This window comes from Azospirillum brasilense (assembly GCF_003349955.1).
In the GTDB taxonomy this organism is placed as follows: Bacteria; Pseudomonadota; Alphaproteobacteria; order Azospirillales; family Azospirillaceae; genus Azospirillum; species Azospirillum brasilense_B.
Genome location: NZ_QLKQ01000019.1, coordinates 1 through 18,518, shown reverse-complemented (window position 1 = coordinate 18,518; position 18,518 = coordinate 1). Strand labels below are relative to the sequence as shown.

Annotated in this window: 7 protein-coding genes; all 7 read left to right on the top strand. The window is 72.4% G+C overall.

The genetic code is table 11. The features are described from left to right. The first annotated feature begins 61 nt into the window (after positions 1 to 61). The 7 genes from DXK32_RS10855 (at position 62) to DXK32_RS10825 (ending at position 18,433) form a co-directional block, all read left to right on the top strand. Positions 62 to 2,923: a non-ribosomal peptide synthetase gene (locus DXK32_RS10855; RefSeq protein ID WP_114858513.1), complete on the top strand. Its 2,862-nt coding sequence runs from the start codon at positions 62 to 64 to the stop codon at positions 2,921 to 2,923. Continuing rightward, positions 2,920 to 12,504 carry a non-ribosomal peptide synthetase gene (locus DXK32_RS10850; RefSeq protein WP_114858512.1) on the top strand — a complete coding sequence of 3,195 codons (9,585 nt, stop codon included), beginning with the start codon at positions 2,920 to 2,922 and terminating at the stop codon, positions 12,502 to 12,504. The genes DXK32_RS10855 and DXK32_RS10850 overlap by 4 nt, the downstream gene beginning before the upstream one ends. A 17-nt stretch (positions 12,505 to 12,521) precedes the next feature. Continuing rightward, complete coding sequence (locus tag DXK32_RS10845) at positions 12,522 to 13,532, top strand: TauD/TfdA family dioxygenase (protein WP_247877088.1); 1,011 nt, start codon at positions 12,522 to 12,524, stop codon at positions 13,530 to 13,532. Beyond that, positions 13,529 to 15,178 carry an ATP-binding cassette domain-containing protein gene (locus tag DXK32_RS10840; RefSeq protein WP_114858510.1) on the top strand — a complete coding sequence of 550 codons (1,650 nt, stop codon included), beginning with the start codon at positions 13,529 to 13,531 and terminating at the stop codon, positions 15,176 to 15,178. The genes DXK32_RS10845 and DXK32_RS10840 overlap by 4 nt, the downstream gene beginning before the upstream one ends. Next, positions 15,175 to 16,827 (top strand): cyclic peptide export ABC transporter, encoded by a 1,653-nt coding sequence (locus DXK32_RS10835; RefSeq protein WP_114858509.1) that lies wholly within the window; start codon positions 15,175 to 15,177, stop codon positions 16,825 to 16,827. Before DXK32_RS10840 ends, DXK32_RS10835 begins: the two co-directional genes overlap by 4 nt. After that, positions 16,827 to 17,579, top strand: coding sequence for a thioesterase II family protein (locus DXK32_RS10830; RefSeq protein WP_247877087.1), 753 nt, complete (start codon positions 16,827 to 16,829; stop codon positions 17,577 to 17,579). Before DXK32_RS10835 ends, DXK32_RS10830 begins: the two co-directional genes overlap by 1 nt. Positions 17,580 to 17,782: 203 nt before the next feature. After that, positions 17,783 to 18,433: a YcjF family protein gene (locus tag DXK32_RS10825; protein WP_114858507.1), complete on the top strand. Its 651-nt coding sequence runs from the start codon at positions 17,783 to 17,785 to the stop codon at positions 18,431 to 18,433. Positions 18,434 to 18,518: the final 85 nt, after the last annotated feature.

Genomic DNA, 18,518 nt, shown 5'->3' with positions numbered 1-18,518 from the left:
AAACTCACAGCGAATTATCCCGTCGGATCATTGCAACGCCGAAGGAATTGTGGGGACTTCGATGCCCGACACCACACCGCACCTCCCCACCGACCGCCTTCGTCTGTCCAAAAGTTTCGGACCGTCCCGACTCTGGCCCGATCTTCGCGTGCATGAGGGATTCGAACGGCTTGCGGACCGGCACCCCACCGCCCCGGCGGTGGTGACGGAGGAGGGCGTCCTCGACTACGCCGGGCTGGACGCGGCGGCCAACGCGCTGGCCCACGCCCTGCTGGCGCTCGGGCTGGGCGGGGAGGAGCCGGTGGGCGTCCTGGCGGAGCGGTCGGGTTGGCTGCCGCAGGCGTTTCTCGGCATTCTCAAGGCGGGCGGCGTCTATGTGCCGATGGTCGCAGACCTGCCGCCGGAGCGGCTGGCCAACATGGCCCGGCAATCGGGGATGCGGCTGCTGATCGCTCTGGACGGGCTGGCCCCGCCGGACGCGCTGGCCGACGCCCTGTCCGCCAACGCCCGGACGGAACAGCCGGGCGCCGTGTTGCGCCCAGAGACTCTGGATGGCGACAGCCGCGCCAGATCCGCGGAACGCCCGAACCGCTCCGGCCCGGCGGATGGGCTGGCGGTCATCCTCTTCACCTCCGGCTCCACCGGCCAGCCGAAGGGCGTGCTGATCCAGCACGACGCCTGCGTGAATCTGGCGCTCGGCCACACGGAGGCGCAGGGCGTCGGGCCGGGCGACCGGGTGCTGCTGTCCACCTCCCCCGGCTTCATCCTGGGCTTCCGCGAGCTGTGCCTGCCGTTGCTCTCCGGGGCCGCCTATGTCCCGGCCTCGCGCGCGCTGATCGACGATCCGGCGCGGCTGCTCGACCATATGGCCCGCCTGAGGGTGACCATCGCGTTGTTCACGCCCTCCTACCTGCGGCTTCTGCGCGGGGCGGTGCCGGCCGGCCTGCGCATGATCCTGACCGCCGGGGAGCGGCCGAACCCCGACGACGCGCGGCATTACGCCCGTCACCTCGACTATTGGAACATGCACGGCGCCACCGAGGTCTGCGGCACCATCTGCATGCACAAGGTGAATCCGGACGGCGACGGCCCGCTGCCCAGCGGGCGGCCCTTCACCAACAACGCCGTCCATCTGCTCGATCGTCACGGCAACGAGGTTCCCGACGGCGCGGTCGGCGAAATCCACGTCGTCGGGCGGGGCGTCTCGCGCGGCTATCTGAACCAACCCGAGTTGTCAGCGGAGAATTTCGTCGAGACGCCCTTCGGGCGCGCCTACCGCACGCACGACCTGGGACGCTGGAACGAAGACGGCGATCTGGAGACGCTGGGCCGCGCCGACGACATGGTCAAGGTGTCCGGCCAGTCGGTGTCGCTGGGTGAGATCGAGCGGACGCTGCTGCGCCACCCGCTTGTCAGCCGCGCCGCCGCCCTTCAGCACCAGGGCCGCCTGACCGCCATCGTCGAGAGCGCCGACCCGGAGGCGGCGCAGTCGGAAGACTGGCGCGCCTTCCTCGGCCGCAGCCTGCCCGCCTACATGGTGCCGGCGCGGGTGAGGGCGGTGGCGCGGATGCCGATCAGCTCCGCCGGCAAGACCGACCGCCGCGCCCTGCTGGCGCTGGCCGAAGAGGCGCTGGCCGCGGCGCGCGGGACGGGCGGAACGCCGCCGCAGGGCGATCTGGAACGGGCCATCGCCGCGGTCTGGGAAGAGGTGCTGGACACCCGCCCGGTGATGCGGGACGACCCGTTCTTCGCCATCGGCGGCACCAGCCTGCTTGCCATCGCGGTGGGCCAGCGCCTGCACGCGCTCGGCCACCGGGTGGCGGTGCCGGCGATCCTGGCCGCCCAGACGGTGGAGGCACTGGCCCGCCGCATCGCGGACGAGACGGACGAGGCTTCCGACCCGCCGGATCTGACGAATGGTCCCGCTACCGCCGGGCAGGAGGATTTCTGGGTCGCGGCCAAGCTCGGCCTCGCCGCCGCCGGGTCGCACGTCGTGCGCGTCCTGTCGGTGCGCGGCCCGGTTCCTGGGGTGGAGCGCTGGCGCGCCGCCTGGGCCGCCCTGCTGGAGCGCCACCCCGCCCTGCGCACCGCCTTCGAGGGCGAGGGCGATGCCGGCGGCGCCCCCGACGGGCGGGTGCGCTGGCGCACGGTCCCCGCCGCCGACCTGCCGCCCGCCGCCGGCTTCTCGCTCGACCGCTGCCACCTCCCTGAGGAGGCGCGGGAGCTGATCGCCGGCTACGCCGAGACGCCCTTCGCCCTGACCGAGGCGCCGCTCGCCCGCGCCGGCCTGATGGTTATCGAGTCCGGCGACGAGACCCTGTTCTGGTTCGTGCTGCACCATGCGGTGGTGGACGGCCAGTCCGCCCGGACGGTGCAGGAGGATGTTCTGGCCCTCCTGCTCGGCCACGCCTTGCCCCCGGTGCCGCACGGCATCGCTCTGGCCGCGCGGGACGAGGCGCGCCACCTCCGTTCCGACCGGGCGGAACAGGACCGCGCCTTCTGGCGGTCCAAGCTGGACGCCCTGCCGCCCGAGGCGTTCGAGGAGCTTCCGCTCGACCAGCCCCGCCCCCTCACACCCGGCGGACGCTCCGCCCCGCCCCTGGCGGAACGGCTGGACGCCACGACCACCGCGGCCCTCATCGCCATCGCGAAGGCGCAGGGCGTCGGAATCCACGGCCTGCTGCTGGCGATTCTCGCAGCGGAGACGCGGCGGCGCGGCGGGCGGGCCGACCTGATCATGGGCACCGGCGTCTCACTGCGCCCCGCGGGGGCCGAAGACGCGGTCGGGCATTTCGTCAATCTCGTGCCGATCGTCCTGCCCGGCGCCCCGGCGACGCTGTCCAAACAGGTCCGCGCCGCCTGCCCGGCGCCCTCGCCCACCCCGCCGCCGGGCTCGACCTCGCCTTCAGCCACGAGCCGGTGACGGCGGAGGACGGCGAGGGGCTGGAACTCGCCCTTCTGTGGAATCCGGACGTCTATGCGGAGGCCACCGCGCGCTCCTGGCTGGCCGGTTTCGCCGCCTGGGCGCGCTGGCTGGCCGCCGACCCGGCGCGGCTGGAAGCGCCTTTGCCCGCCCTGCTGCCGGAAGAAGCCGCCCTCCTGGAACGCTGGGAGCGTGGGGAGGAGCGTCCCCGCCCGGCCCGCCGCGCCCACGAGTTGTTCGAGGAGATCGCCGCCCGCCAGCCGGACCGCCTCGCCGTCGTGACTCGCGGCGGCTCACGGACCTATGACGAGTTGAACCGGCATGCCGACCGCATCGCCACCGCCCTGATCCGCTGCGGCGTGGCGCGGGACGAGGCTGTCGCCGTGCTCACCGGCTGCGCGCCGGACCTGCCCGCGGCGGTGCTCGGCGTGTGGAAGGCCGGAGCGGCCTACCTGCCGCTGGCCCACGACCTGCCGCCGGAGCGCATGGCCTACATGGTCCGCGACGCCGGAGTCCGGCTGCTGATCGCGCTGGACGGTCGGCCCGTTCCGCCGGCCCTGGCCGACGCCGTTCCGACGCTGATCCGCCCGGACATCCTCGAAGGACCCGCCGAACGGACCCCCGTGGCCGGGGCGCCGGACGACCTCGCCTACATCATATACACATCGGGCACGACCGGGCATCCGAAGGGCGTCGCGGTCCGTCACGACGGCTTCATCAACGCCGCGCTGGCGACCGGGGAGACGGTCGGCCTGCGGGCCGACGACCGCATGGCGCTGGCGGCGACTCCGGGGTTCGACGCCTCGCTGTGGGAACTGGGGCTGGCGCTGCTGCACGGCATGGCGCTGGTGCCGGTGTCGCCGGACCTGCGCGACGACCCATGGGCGCTGAAGGACGCCTACGCGGAGCTGGGCGTCACCGTGGCCTTCCACGCCCCCTCCTACCTGCGGGTCAGCCAGGAGAAGCCGTTCCGCGGCCTGCGCGTCCTGCTGACCGGCGGGGAGGCGCCCAACGCCGACGACTCCCGCCATCACGCCGCCGATCTGGCCTTCTGGAACGCCTACGGCCCCACGGAGGCGAGCATCCTCGCGTCCATGGGCCGCATCCTGCCGGACAGCGGACGCGGCGGCCCGGTGCCCGCCGGGCGCCCGCTGCCCAACGGCTGGGTCACGCTGCGCCGCCCGGACGGCGCGCCGGTTCCGCCCGGCCTGCCGGGGGAGCTGTGGCTGGGCGGGGTGGGTCTCGCCCGCGGCTATCTCAACAACCCCGACCTGACCGCCCGCGCCTTCGTCGAGACGGCGGAGGGCCGCTTCTACCGCACCGGCGATCTCGGCCGCTGGACGGCGGACGGCCAACTGGTCCTGTGCGGCCGCATCGACCATCAGGTGAAGCTGAACGGCCAGCGCGTCGAACTGGCCGAGATCGAGCAGGACCTGCTGGCCCACCCCGCCGCCGCGCAGGCCGTCGTCCTGGTGGACGTCGCGGCCGAAGGCACCAAGGCCCTGCGCGCCTTCGTCCGCGCCAAGGACGGCGTCACCCTGCCGGACGAGGAGGTTTGGCGCGCCTTCCTGGCTGACCGCCTGCCCGCCTTCATGGTCCCGGCCAGCGTGACGGCGGTGGACGTCGTTCCCCTGACGCCGGCGGGCAAGATCGACCGCGACGCCCTGCTCCGCCTCGCCCACACCCATGGCGATGCCGCCACGGCGGAGCGTCCGGCGCCTCGGGACGGGCTGGAAAGCCGAATCGCCACCCTGTGGGGCGACCTGTTGGGCGAAGAGATCGCGCGCACCGACAACTTCTTCGCGCTGGGCGGCAACAGCCTGCTGGCGGTGAGCATCGCCCACCGGTTGTCCCAGGAGCTGAGCGTGGCCGTCCCGGCGCGCGCCCTGTTCGCCGCCCCGACCCTGGCCGGCTTCGCCCGCAAGGTGGCGGAACTGAGCGCGGTGGACGCGCCGCCGGCCAACGCGACCCCAGCCAACGCGGGCGAGTCCGACCTCGCCACCGAAGGAGAGCGGGAGTTCCAGGTGGCCGAAGCGGCGGGGCTGGACACGCGGCCCTTCGTCATCCCGGTGATCCGCGCCGTGGAGGGCGACCCGCCGGACCCGGACCGCTGGTCAGAGGCCTGGACGGCGCTCGTCGAACGCCACGAGGCGTTGCGCACGAGCTTCGCGGAGAACGCGGACGGGCGCCTGCGCCGCCGCGTCGCGGCCTCCGTCGATGGTGTCTTGGAGCTGTCCACCCAGACCAGCCGCGCCGCGGCGCTCGCCCACATCCGCGCCCGCCAGGGAGAGCCCTTCGCCATGGCGACCGCGCCGCTGTGGCGGGCCGGGCTGGCGACCCCGGCGGACGGCGGTGCGCCGCTGTTCTGGATGGCGATGCATCATTCCATCGGCGACGGCCGTTCGGTCGGCATCCTGCTGGAGGAGTTGGCCGCCCTTCTGGCTGGCAAGCGGCTGCCGCCCTTGTCCGCCCGCCACGCGGCCCTGGCCGCCCGCGAACGGCGCTATCTGGACGGCCCGGATCGCGTTGCGGACGAGGCCCATTGGCGGGAACGGCTGTCCGCCCTGCCCGCCGAGACGTTCGACGACTGGCCGCTCGACACGCCGCGCGCCGCCGGAGCCGCCCCCGGCAGCCACCGCTTCGAACTTCGGCTGGACCCGGCCACCGCCGCCGGGTTGCAGACGGTCGCCCGCCGGCACGAGGCCAGCCTGCACGCCGTCCTGCTGACCCTGCTGGCGCGCGAGGCCCGGCGTCGCACCGGGCGCGGCGCCCTCACCATCGGCACCACCGGCGACATCCGGGAAACCGCCGAGGACATGCGCGTCGTCGGCTACGGCGTGACCATGCTGCCGCTGGCCCTCCGCCCCGCCGCCGACACCCCCTTCGGGACGGAGCTGCGCGCCACCCAGGCGGCTCTGGCCGGGGCGCTGCTGCACGCCCGCCTGCCCTTCGCGCGGATCTGCCACGGCTTCTGGGCGGATCGCCCGCAACAGCGCGACCCGGCCCGCTACCCGCTGTTCGACATCGCGGTGACGGAAAATCCACGGGCCCGTGCCGTCACCGGCCCGCTGCGCCTCGTCCGTCCCGACGGCGACGGGCTCGCCTACGAGCGCACCGGCCATTCGCCGGGCCAGGACATGGTGCTGATCCATGAAGGGCTGGCCGACGGCGGGCTGCTGCTGCAATGGCACGTCAACGCGGCACTCTACGCCAAGGACACGGCGGAGCGCTGGTTCGAAGCGCTCGCCGGCTGGGCGCGCTGGCTGGGGTACGACGCCACCCGCGCCGACATCACGCCGCCCGCGCTGCTGCCTGAGGAGGAAGCCACCCTCGCCGCGTGGGAGCGCGGCCCGGCGGTGGAGCGCCCGGCGCTGCCCTTCCACGCGCTGGTCGAGCGGCTGATCGACCGGCCCGGCACCGGCCAGGGCGGACGCCCGGCGATCATCGGCGCCGACCGCGTTCTGACCTACCGCGCCGTCGAGGCAGACGCCAACGCCATCGCCCACGCCCTGCGGGAGCGCGGGGCGGAGCACAGCACCGTGGTCGGCGTGCTGACGGGCCGTTCGCTCAACCTGCCCGCCACCCTGCTCGGGGTGTGGAAAGCCGGCGCGGTCTATCTGCCGCTCGCCGCCGACCTGCCGGCGGAACGACTGGCCTTCATCGCCCGAGACGCCGGGGCGGCCCTGCTGCTGGCGCTGGACGGCGTCACGATGCCCGAAGCCTTGTCCGCCCTGCCGCTTTTGCGTCCGGAGGACCTGTCGGCTGAGTTCCGCACGGCGCACGCCCACCGCCCGCAAAGCGCGACCAAGCCGGAGGACACCGCCTACATCCTCTACACCTCCGGTTCGACCGGCCGGCCCAAGGGCACGCCGGTCAGCCACGGCGCCTATGTGAACATGGTGCTGGGCGCCGTGGAAACCTTCGGCCTGACCGCCGAGGACCGGACGCTGATGTTCGCCTCGCCCTCCTTCGACGTGTCGCTGTCGGACATCGGCGTGCCGCTGGCCGCCGGAGCGGCGCTTTGCGCCGTACCCTACGAGGTGCTGAGCGCGCCGGCCCGCCTGATCACCGTCCTGGCCGAGCAGCGGGTGACCGTCGCCGACCTCACCCCAACCTATCTGCGCCTGCTCGATGGGGCGGAGTTGCCGTCGCTGCGCATCCTGGTGACCGGCGGCGAGGCGCCGATGGCGGCGGACGTGCGGGCCTACGCCGGGCGGCTGCGCTACTACAACGCCTATGGCCCGACCGAGAACACCATCACCAGCGCCATGGGCCTGCTGGGCGCGGAGGATCGGGGCTTCCTGCCCGTCGGGCGTCCGTTGCCCAACACGTCGGTGCACATCCGCGACGCGGCGGGCCGCCCGGTGCCGCCGGGCGCGGTGGGGGAGATCTGGCTGGGAGGCGCCAACCTCGCCCGCGGCTATCTGAACCACCCGGAACAGGAGGCGGCGGCCTTCATCGGGACGGGTGCCGGGCGGCTCTACCGCACCGGCGACCTCGGGCGCTGGCGCGCCGACGGCGAGTTGGAGGTGCTGGGCCGCATCGACGATCAGGTGAAGCTGAACGGCATCCGCATCGAACTCGGCGAGATCGAGCAGGCGCTGGGAAGCCACCCCGACGTGGCGCAGGCGGTGGCCCTCGTGCAGGGCAAGGCCGGCGCGGCGCAGAGCCTGTGGGCCTTCGTCCGCCCCGTCCCCGGCAAGCCGGTCCCGGCCGAAGACTCCTGGCGCGGCTGGCTGGCCGACCGGCTGCCCACGGTGATGATCCCGGCGGGGGTGATCGCTGTGGAGACGGTGCCGGTGACGGCGTCCGGCAAGGTGGACCGTGCGGCCCTCCAAGAACTGATCGCCGGTCACGCCCCGCAGGGCGTTCAGGTGCCGCCGCAAGGCCGGCTTGAGGAAACCGTCGCCTGCGTCTGGGCGGAGCGGCTGGGCCGCGGCCCGGTCTGGCGCGACGACAATTTTTTCGCGCTCGGCGGCCACAGCCTGCTCGCCATCGCCGTCGCCCACGCGCTGGAGACGGAGTTGGGGCATCCCGTCTCCGCCCGCGACCTGTTCACCGAGCCGACCCTGCGCGGCTTCGCCGCCCGCCTCGCCGCCGCCGCTCCGGCGGAACTCCCATCCGATGCCGACTCCGACCGCGCGACCGAAGGCCAACGGGAGTTCTGGGTGGCCGAGCAGGCCGGGCTGGACACCCGCGGCTTCACCATCCCCCTGACGCTTTCGGTGCAAGGCGACGTCCCGGCCGACGGCCGCTGGCAAGCCGCCTGGACAACCCTGGCGGAGCGGCACGAGGCGTTGCGCACCGGCTTCCAGGAGGACGAAGGCGGCACCCTCCGCCGTGTCGTCCAAACCACGACCGCCGACCTGGAAACTGCAACGGCCTCCGACCGCGCCGCCGCTCTGGACCTCATCCGGAAGCACCAGACGGCGCCCTTCGCCATGGCCGCTCCGCCGCTGTGGCGGGCCGGGCTGGTCCGGGTGGCCGATGGCAGCGGCGCCCTGTTCTGGCTGGCGCTGCACCATTCCATTGGCGACGGGCTGTCGCTCGGCCTGCTGGCGGACGATCTCGCCGTGCTGCTGCGCGGGGAGTCCCTGCCCGGCCGCGCCCCCGGCTTCGGCCGGTCCGCCGCGCGGGAGGAGGCCTATCTGGCCGGCGAGGCCGCCCAGGCGGACGCGGGGCATTGGCAACGCCTGCTCGCCGGGACCGACCCCGCCGCCTTCGAGGAGTGGCCGCTCGACAAACCCCGCCCGACGGTGCGCAGCACCGAAACGGCCCGGGGAAGCCATTGCCACCGCCTCCGCCTCGCCCCGGACGTGGCGGAGGCGTTGCGCGCCCTCGCCCGGCGCAGCGGCGCCAGCCTGCACGCCCTGATGATGACGCTGATGGCGCGCGAGGTGCGGCGCCGCACCGGCCGGACGGCGTTTTTGATGGGAACCGCCGCCTCCACCCGCGAAACGGCGGAGGAGGCGGGTGTCGTCGGCTACTATGTCAATATGCTGCCGGTGCCCTTCCGGGTGGAGCGGAGCGAGCCGCTGGAACAGGCGGTCAAGACCACGCAAAGCCGTCTGGCGGAAGCCTTGCGCCATGGCCGCCAGCCCTTCGCCCGCATCCACCAGGAGTTCCGCCGCAGCCAGCCGCAGGCGCATCATCCGGCCCGCTACCCGCTGTTCGATCTGGCGGTGACGGAAAATCCGGCGATGCCCGCCCCGCCCTGCGACGGGCTCCGCTTCGCGGCCATCGACACCCTCGACGACGGCGATATCCGCTATGAGCTGCGCCGCAGCGCTCCCGCCCAGGACCTCGTCCTGGTGCATGAGGGACAGCCGGATGGTGGGCTGGTCCTCCAGCTCTACGCCAACGCCGCCCTCTACGAACGCGAGACCGCCCAGGCCTGGACGGCGGCGCTGGCCGGCTGGGCACGGCGGCTGGCCGATCCGGAGCGGGCGCCGGGCGTCCCACTGCCCGCGCTGCTGCCGGACGAGGAAACACTGCTCGCCGCGTGGGAGCGCGGTCCGGCGATGCCGCACCCGGTTCCCTGTTTCCACCACCAGTTCGCCTCATTGGCGCGCTCGCAGCCGGATCGCCCGGCCCTCATCACCGACGGCGGCGCGGTCAGCTACGCCACGATGAACGCGCGCGCCAACGCGCTGGCCCATGCGCTGCTGGCGCAGGGTGTGCGAAGCGGCGACGCGGTCAGCGTCCTGACGGAACGCTCGCCCGCCCTGCCCGAAGCGGTGCTGGCGATCTGGAAGGCCGGGGCCGCCTATCTGCCGCTGACCCGCGACCTGCCGGCGGACCGGCTGGCCTTCATCGCCCGCGACGCCGCGATCCGCGTGATCGTGGCTCTGGACGGCCATCCCCTGCCCGACGCGCTGGCGCAAGCCGGATACGCCGTCCTCCGCCCGGAAGCCCTGTCCGAGGAGTTCCGTGCCGCCCACGCCCATGAGCCGGAGGCCGGGGAACGCAGCGGTCCCGGCGATCCCGCCTACATCATCCACACCTCGGGATCGACCGGGGTGCCGAAGGGGGTCGTGCTGCATCATGGCGGTATGCTGAACCTCGGCCTGTCGATGGCGCGGATGATGGGCATCCAGCCGGACGAGCGGACGCTCCTCAGCTCCTCCCCCTCCTTCGACGCCTGGATCTCCGATTGCGTGATGACCTGGGCGACGGGCGGCGCCCTTGTGCCGATCCGCCGCGCCGAGATGGACGACATCGCCGGGCTGCGCGCCAGGATGGAGCGGCTGGGCGTCACCTCCGCCACCCTGCCGCCCTCCTACCTGCGGCTGTTCGAGCAGGCCGACCTGCCGACCTTGCGCATCCTGATGACGGTGGGCGAGCCGCCCAACGCCGCCGACGCCCTGCACTACGCGGCGCGGCTGCGCTACGTCAACGGCTACGGCCCAACCGAGAACACCGCCGCGGCGAGCATCGGCATCCTGTCCCCGGACTCACCGTGGATGAGCGCCGGGCGCCCGCTGCCCAACACCGCCATCCACATCCTGGACGAGGACGGCGAGCCGGTGCCCCCCGGCGCCGTCGGCCATGTCTGGCTGAGCGGCCTGGGGCTGGCCATCGGCTACCTGAACCGGCCCGACCTGACCACCGCCGCCTTCGTCGAGACGCCGAAGGGCCGCCGCTACCGCACCGGCGACCTCGGCCGCTGGCTGCCCAATGGCGAGCTTCTGGTGCTCGGGCGGTCGGATAGCCAGGTGAAGCTGCGCGGCCAGCGCGTGGAGCTGGGCGAGATCGAGCACCGGCTGGAATCCCACCCCGGTGTGCAGCAGGCGGTTGCCCTGGTGGACTCGCCGCCGGGCGGCGCCCAGACGCTGTGGGCCTTCGTCAGCCTCGCCCCGGACGCCGCCGAGCCGACGCAAGCCGCCTGGGCCGCCCATATGGCAACGACGCTGCCCGCCTACATGGTGCCGGCGGCGGTGATCCGGGTGCCGGCGATCCCGGTGACCGTGGCCGGCAAGGTCGACCGCAAGGCGCTGCTGCAAGCGCTGGCCGACCACGCGCCCTCCGACGGCACAGCCTGCGGCGCCCACACCCCGCCGCGCAACGCGGTGGAGCAGCGGGTGGCCGAACTATGGGCCGAGCAGCTCCAGCGGCCCGTTCCGGGGCGGGAGGCCGGCTTCTTCGAGCTGGGCGGCGACAGCCTGCGGGCGATCGCCGTGGTCAACCGCCTGCGCCGTGAATTTTCCTGTAAGATCAACGATCTCTACGAAGCTCCGGTGCTGGCGGATTTCGCGCTGCGCCTGCGGCCCCAGCCGGACCATCTGCAACGGGTGATCGCCGCCGTCCGCTCTCATTGGCGGGACTATCAGGCGACCCTGCCCGCCTTCGACGCCGCCCGCGACCGGGCGCTGGCCGAGCAGCAGCAAGCCTACGAGGCGCGCAACGCGGCCTACGCCGCCTTCGACGGGACGGAGCGGCGTGACTACGGTGACGTGCTGCTGACCGGGTCCACCGGTTATCTTGGCGCCTATCTGCTGCGGGAACTGCTGTCCGATCCGGCGCGGCGGGTGACCGCCCTAGTCCGCGGGGGCGACGACGGCGCCGCCCGCATCCGGCTCGGCCGCGTCCTGGCCGGCTACTTCGGAGCGGACAACGGCGCCGCCCTGGTCGCCGATCCGCGCCTGACCGTGCGGGCCTGCGACCTGCGCCGCGACGGGCTGGGCCTCACACCCACGGCACGCGGCGCGCTGGCGGAGGGGGTGCGGGCGGTCTTCCATTGCGCGGCCAACGTGAACCATTTCGGCCATTACGCGGCGTTCCACGCCGACAACGTGGAGGCGACGCGCCGGCTCCTCGACCTTGCCGCCGCGCGGCGCGGCGACCCGGCGGACTTCCACCTGATCTCCACCCTGTCGGTCACCGGCAAGGCGCCGGAGGACGGCTTCAAACTGGTCACCGAATACGACGCGGTGCCGGAGACGCTCGACGAGAACTATTACGTCCGCAGCAAGCAGGAGGCGGAACGGCTGGTCACGGCGGCGCGCGGCGACCTGCGCAACGCCAGCATCCATCGCGTCGGCAACGTCGTCTTCGCGGCGGAGGGCGGGCCGTTGCAGCTCAACCTGCGGGACAACGCCTTCTTTCGGCAACTGGCCGCCTTCGTCCGGCTGAGAGTTGTGCCCGACGACTCGCACGTCTGGCTGTGCCATGTGGACCTCGTGGCCCGTGCCGTCGCGCTGCTGGCCGGCGCCGCCGGCCTCGCCAACGAGACTCACCATGTGGAGAACCACCGCCGCGACACGCTGGCCGACTTCGTCACCTCGGCGGCGGGAATGGCGGGCGCCGTGCAGGCGGTCGATTTCGACGCGCTGCTCGACCGGCTGGAGCGTGCCATCGGCGAACCCGACATGGACGGTGCGCTGGCCCAGACGTTGGAGGGCTTCGGGCTCTACAGCGGGCGCTCCCCCCAAGCGCGCGGTCGGCGGCAGGAGTTGACCTCCGAACGCACGCAGGAACTGCTCGGCCGCATGGGCTTCGGCTGGCCGCCGGTTCCCCGCGCCGGGCAGGCCGACATGCTGCGCGCCGCCGCGGACCTCTTCACCCGCCTCTTCTCCCGATGACCGCCTCCGGAGCCACCATGCTGACCCATGTCCAGGATCTCGGCTTCCGCATCGGGGAGTTCACCGTGGGGCCGCTGCCCGACTCCGAGGCGGCGCGTGTGCTGGCCCTCCTGGCCGCCCGCCACGGGGCGGAGAGCGACGCCGCCGCCCTTGTCCCGGACGGGCGGGAGGAGGGCTTGCGCGGCGAACTGGCGGAGGCGGCACCCGGCCTGTCCGCCCTGGCCACGGCGATCCGCGACCGGCTGGAGACCAGCCACAGCGGCGTTCTGATCCGCCGCGCCCATCTCGGCCCCCACGATCTCGACACCCGGCGCCGCCTGCTCTACGCGCTGGCCGTCGGAATCGGCGCGCCGACCGCCACCGACCGGATCGACCGCAAGGTGGTGTGGGACGTCAAGCTCCGCCCCGAGCTGGTCCGCAGCGGCACCGCCTCCACCTTCTCCGAGCACGCCGACGAGGCCGATTTCCACACCGACACCCAGTATTTCGCGACCCCCGAACGCTACATGCTGCTCTATTTCGCCCGGGCGGCGGCCTGCGGCGGCGGGCGGTCCAGCCTGCGCGACGCCCGCTGCGTCCGCGCGGCTCTGGCCGGCAGCGACGAGGGGCGCTGGGCGCTGGACCTGCTGTCGCGGACCGCGCTGCCCTTCCGCATCCCCACCACCTTCACCCGCAGCGGGTCGCGGGATGCGGTGGAGGTGACCTTCGCCACCATCTTCGGCGACCGCCCGCTCATCCGCTTCCGCACCGACACGCTGCGCCGCGGGCTGGCCGACCGGCCGGAACACGACACGCCGGCGGTCCGCCGCGCGCTCGCCATTCTCCAGGCGGAGCTGGACAACCCGGCGCGGCGGCTGGAGACCTTCATGGAGTCCGACAGCCTGCTGGCGATGAACAACCACGAGGCGCTCCACGGCCGCGGCGCCTTCGCCGACCCGGAGCGTCACGCGCTACGCATCCGCATCGATGACGGTGCTTCGCAGGATGGCGCTCCGCAGGACTCTACGCCGCAGGATTCCACTCGATGAACCTCCTCCGCCTGCTGGGACGGCTGGGACCGGCGCCGCTGCGCCGGCTGGTTCTTTACGCTTTGGGGTCGGCCCTCTTCTCCACGCTGGTGCTCGCCCTGGTCAACCGCGGGGCGGAGGAGATCGCGGCGGAAAAGGCCGATTTCGTCAACGTGCCGCTGGCCGCCGCCTTCGTCGTCAGCGTCCTTCTCTACATGCTCCTGGAAGGCCGCATGGTCGCCCATCTGTCGGCGGACGCGGAGGAGGTGGTGGACAGCCTGCGCATGCGGCTGCTCGACCAGATCCGCCGCGCCGACCTGTGGAAGCTGGAGCGCTTCGGCCAGACCCCGCTGTTCGAAAGCGTGACGCAGAGCAGCCAGCTCATCTCGCAGAATTCGCAGTTCCTGGCGCTGACGGTGCGCTCGGTCCTGTTGACCGGGACGATCCTGCTCTACATCGCCACCATCTCGCCGGTCGCCTTTCTCCTGATCGGCGGGCTGCTCGGCACCGGGACGTGGTTCTACATCCGGCTGGGCCGCGCGCTGGAGGAGCGGCAGCGCGCCATGATGGCCGAGGAGGCCACCCTGTTCGAAGGCGTGTCGGACCTGTTCGACGGCTTCAAGGAACAGCGGCTGAACAGCGCGCGCAGCCGCGACCTGAACGCCGCCTTCGCCACCGTGTCCGGCCGCACCACCACGGCCCGCGGCGCGGTGCATCTGCACACCTGGCAGCAGTTCGTGTTCGGCGAATGCGCCTTCAACCTGATGCTGGGCGTGGTCGTCTTCGTCGTGCCGTCCTACTCCAGCGCCATCTCGGCGGAGCTGGTGAAGATCACCGCCGCCATCTTCTTCATGTCCGCCCCGGTCTTCGGGCTGATGCAGTCGCTGGCGGTGATGAGCGCCGCGGAGGCCGCCGCCGGGCGCATGATGGCCCTGGAAGGCCAGCTCGCCGAACTGGCCGAGACCGGGAGCGACGGCCCCGCCCTGCCGGTGCCCGTCAACTTCGCCGAGGTGAGGATGGAGGCGGTGGCGTTCGCCTTCCCATCGCCGCCGGGCGAGCCGCCCTTCGCGGTCGGCCCCTTCGACCTGACCATCCGGCGCGGCGAGGTGATCTTCATCACCGGCGGCAACGGGTCCGGCAAATCGACCTTCATCAAGCTGCTGACCGGCCTCTACCACCCGCCGCAGGGACGGATCACGGTGGACGGGGTTCCGGTCGGGCCGCAGCGCATCGCCGCCTACCGCGAACTGATGGCCACCGTCTTCGCCGACTTCCACCTGTTCGCCCGGCTCTACGGCCAGGACGCCCTCAACCCTGTGGAGGCCGCCGAACTGATGCGCTGGATGGAGATGGAGCGGGTCACCGCGCTGGAAGGCGACCGCTTCGGGCGGCGCGACCTGTCCGCCGGGCAACGCAAGCGGCTGGGTCTCGTCGCGGCGATCCTGGAAAAGGCGCCGATCCTGATCCTCGACGAATGGGCCGCCGACCAGGACCCGCATTTCCGCTTCAAGTTCTACCGGGAGGTCGTGCCGGAGCTGAAGCGGCGCGGCCTGACCATCGTGGCGGTGACCCATGACGACCATTACTTCGACGTCGCCGACCGCCGCCTGCACATGGAGGAAGGCCGCCTGACCGAGCTGACCCTCGCGGCGGAGGGCGTGGCATGAGGCTGGCCGCCATCGTCCTGCGCGAGCTTCCGGACAACCTGCGCACGCTCGCCCTGATGAACGTCCTGTCGGCGATCGCGACCGCGGCGCTGCTGTGGCTGGTCGACGTCGCCGCCAAGGACGCCGCCAAAGGCATCATCAGCCCCAGGCTTCTGGTGATGTACGCGGTCACGGTGACGCTGTTCGGGGTGACCCACAATTACGCGCTGGTCACCGCGTCCCAGGATGCCGAGCGGCTGATCCACAAGATCCGCCTGCGCCTGTTCGATCTGGTGCGCCGCGCCGACCTCGTGACCGTGGACCGCATCGGACGGGCGTCGCTGCACGGCGTGCTGACCCAGGACACCCAGACGCTGGCCCAGACCCTGCCCCTTCTGGCGATCGGCGGGCAGCAGGCGGTGATGCTGGTCTTCCTGGCGGTCTATCTGGCTTGGCTGTCGCCGCTGGCCTGCGTGATGGCCTTCGCCTTCGCCGGGATCGCCGTGGCCGTGAAGGTGGCGCGGGTGCAGCGCCTGCGGCGCGGCATGGTGGAGGCGGCGGCGGCCGAGACCCGCGTCTTCGACGGGCTGACCGACCTGCTGCGCGGCTTCAAGGAGGTGCGGATGAACCGCCGCCGCGGCGACGGGCTGATCCGCGACCTCGCCGACGCCTCGTCCCGGGCGCGCGCGGTGAATGTGGACATGAAGGAGCGGTGGGGCCGCAACTTCGCGCTGGTCGAGGCGATGTTCTACACGCTGATCGGCATGATGGTCTTCGTCGTGCCTCTGTTCACCACCGGCTATCACACGGTGGTGGTGGCGGCGACCACGGCGGCGCTGTTCATCGTCGGGCCGGTCAGCACCGTCTCCTTCGTGACCCCGCTGGTCGCCCAAACCGAGATGGCCCTGTCCAACATCGAGACGATGGAGGAGCGGCTGCGCGCCGCCGCCGGAAGCGCCCCGGACGAGGGGGCGGAGCGGCTGCCCGGTCCGCCCGCCCGCATCGCGCTGACCGACGCCACCTTCGCCTATCACGATGACGCGGGCTCGCCCGTCTTTGCCGTGGGACCATTGTCGGCGGAGTTCCGGGCGGGCGAGATCACCTTCGTCACTGGCGGCAACGGCTCCGGCAAATCGACCATGCTGCGCCTGCTGACCGGGCTGATGCCGCTGGACGACGGCCGGCTGCTTGCCGACGGGGAGCCGGTGACGGCGGAGCGGATGCAGAGCTACCGCGACATGATCTCGGCCATCTTCTCCGACTATCACCTGTCGCGCCGGCTCTACGGCGTCGCCGACCCCGACCCGGCACGCGTCCACGCCCTGCTGGAGCGGCTGGAGATGCAGGACAAGGTGACGGTTGCGGACGGCGGTTTCAGCACGGTCGCCCTGTCCACCGGCCAGCGCAAGCGCCTCGCCCTCGTCGTCGCGCAGTTGGAGGACAAGCCGGTGATCGTGCTGGACGAGTGGGCCGCCGACCAGGACCCGCATTTCCGCCGCGTCTTCTACGAGGAACTGCTGCCGGAACTGAAAGCCATGGGCAAAATCGTCATCTGCGTGACCCACGACGAGCGCTGGTTCGGCCTCGCCGACCGCGTCTATCACATGAACGAGGGCCACATCGAGGAAGGCCACGCCCATCACCACCTGTTCGCACCGGAGCCGGCGTGATGGCCCCGCCCCGCTCCTCCTGGCTGCAACGCTTCCACCCGGTGGCGAACCCACGCCGAAGGCTGGTCTGCTTCCCTTACGCCGGCGCCGGCGCCGCCATCTTCCGGGACTGGGCGCCCGATGCCGGACCGGAGGCGGAGCTGATGGCCGTGCGCCTGCCGGGGCGGGAGAGCCGCATCGGCGAACCGCCGCTGAACCGGGTGCAGGACGCCGTGCCCGCCCTGCTGACCGCCTTGGAACCGCTGGAAGACCGCCCGCTGGTCCTGTTCGGCCACTCGCTGGGCGCGACGCTGGCCTACGCCACCGCCCGCGCGCTGGTGGCGCAAGGGCGCCCGCCCGCCCTGCTGGCCGTGTCGGGACGCCGGCCGCCGCACGCGCCATCGCGGCGGCCTTCCACCCGTGCCCTGGACGACGCGGCCTTCCGCGCCCGCCTCGCCGCGCTGGGCGGCACCCCGCCGGAGGTGCTGGCTTGCGACGACCTGATGGAGCTGATGCTGCCCACGCTGCGGGCCGACTTCGCCATGTCCGACGCCTTTCTCGAACCCGATCCGCCGCAGCTTCCGGTCCCGATCCTGGCTTTTGCCGGGACGGAGGACGCGGAGGCCACGGTGGCGGAGGTCGCCGGGTGGGAACGGTTGGCCGGGGCGGGTTTCAGCCTGCGCACGCTTCCCGGCGGCCATTTCTTCCTGCACGGGCAGCGCTCTTCGATTGTCAGAAACCTGATTGAGGAAAATCCAAAGGACACAAACTGAGTATCCATGTTCTTTATAGTGGCAAAACCTTTGACGAAAACAACTGAATTCGTTAGCCCATATGACGGTGCCGCCGGCCACCACCGGCGGCGTTTTCGGAGCGGGCCGTCCCTTCGGGGCCGACTGTAGCCGCGAACCATTCCGATGCGCGGCGTTCATTGCTGATTTTCTCTCGACAACGTCCCTTTTTGGAGCACCACAGCATGGTCAGTGAGAAGGAAACACCGGGCGGCAAGGCGAAGCCGGAAACGGCCGCCGTCCCGACCCCCACCCCGGCTCCGGAGGCCGCGACGGCCGCCCCGGAAACCGCCAGCACAACCGCCAGCACGTCCGCGGCCGCTCCGGAATCCCCCCCGGCCGTTCCGGTCTCCACCGAGGCGCAGGCGGCGGAGATCATCCGCAAGCATGTGCTGCTGTCCGCCGCGGCGGGCATCATCCCGCTGAACTTCGTGGACACCGCGGCGCTCGCCGTCGTCCAGCTCCGCCTGCTCAAGGAACTGTCGGAACTGCACGGCGTCGACTTCCGCGGCGACATCGGCCGGTCCGTGATCGGCACGCTGCTCGCAACGGTCGCCCCGACCGCGCTGGCCGGCGGCCTGCTCGGCTCCATGGCGTTCAACATGGCTCTGCGGTCGGTGCCGGTGATCGGCACGGTGACGCGGCTGGCCACCCAGCCGGCCTTCAACAGCGCCTTCACCTACGCGCTGGGCAAGGTCTTCCAGCAGCACTTCGCGTCGGGCGGCACCTTCCTGACCTTCCAGCCGGAAAAGGTGAAGGCCTATTTCCGCGAGAAGTTCGAGGAGGCCCGCCACCGCAAGGGCGCGACGCCGGAGGCGGCCGAAGCCGTCGCCTGACCGCGGCACCCTGACGCCGCCACGGACCGGGAGGACGGGCGGGGACGCCCCCGCGCTTCCCCGCCCCCTCCGTCCGCCATCACCC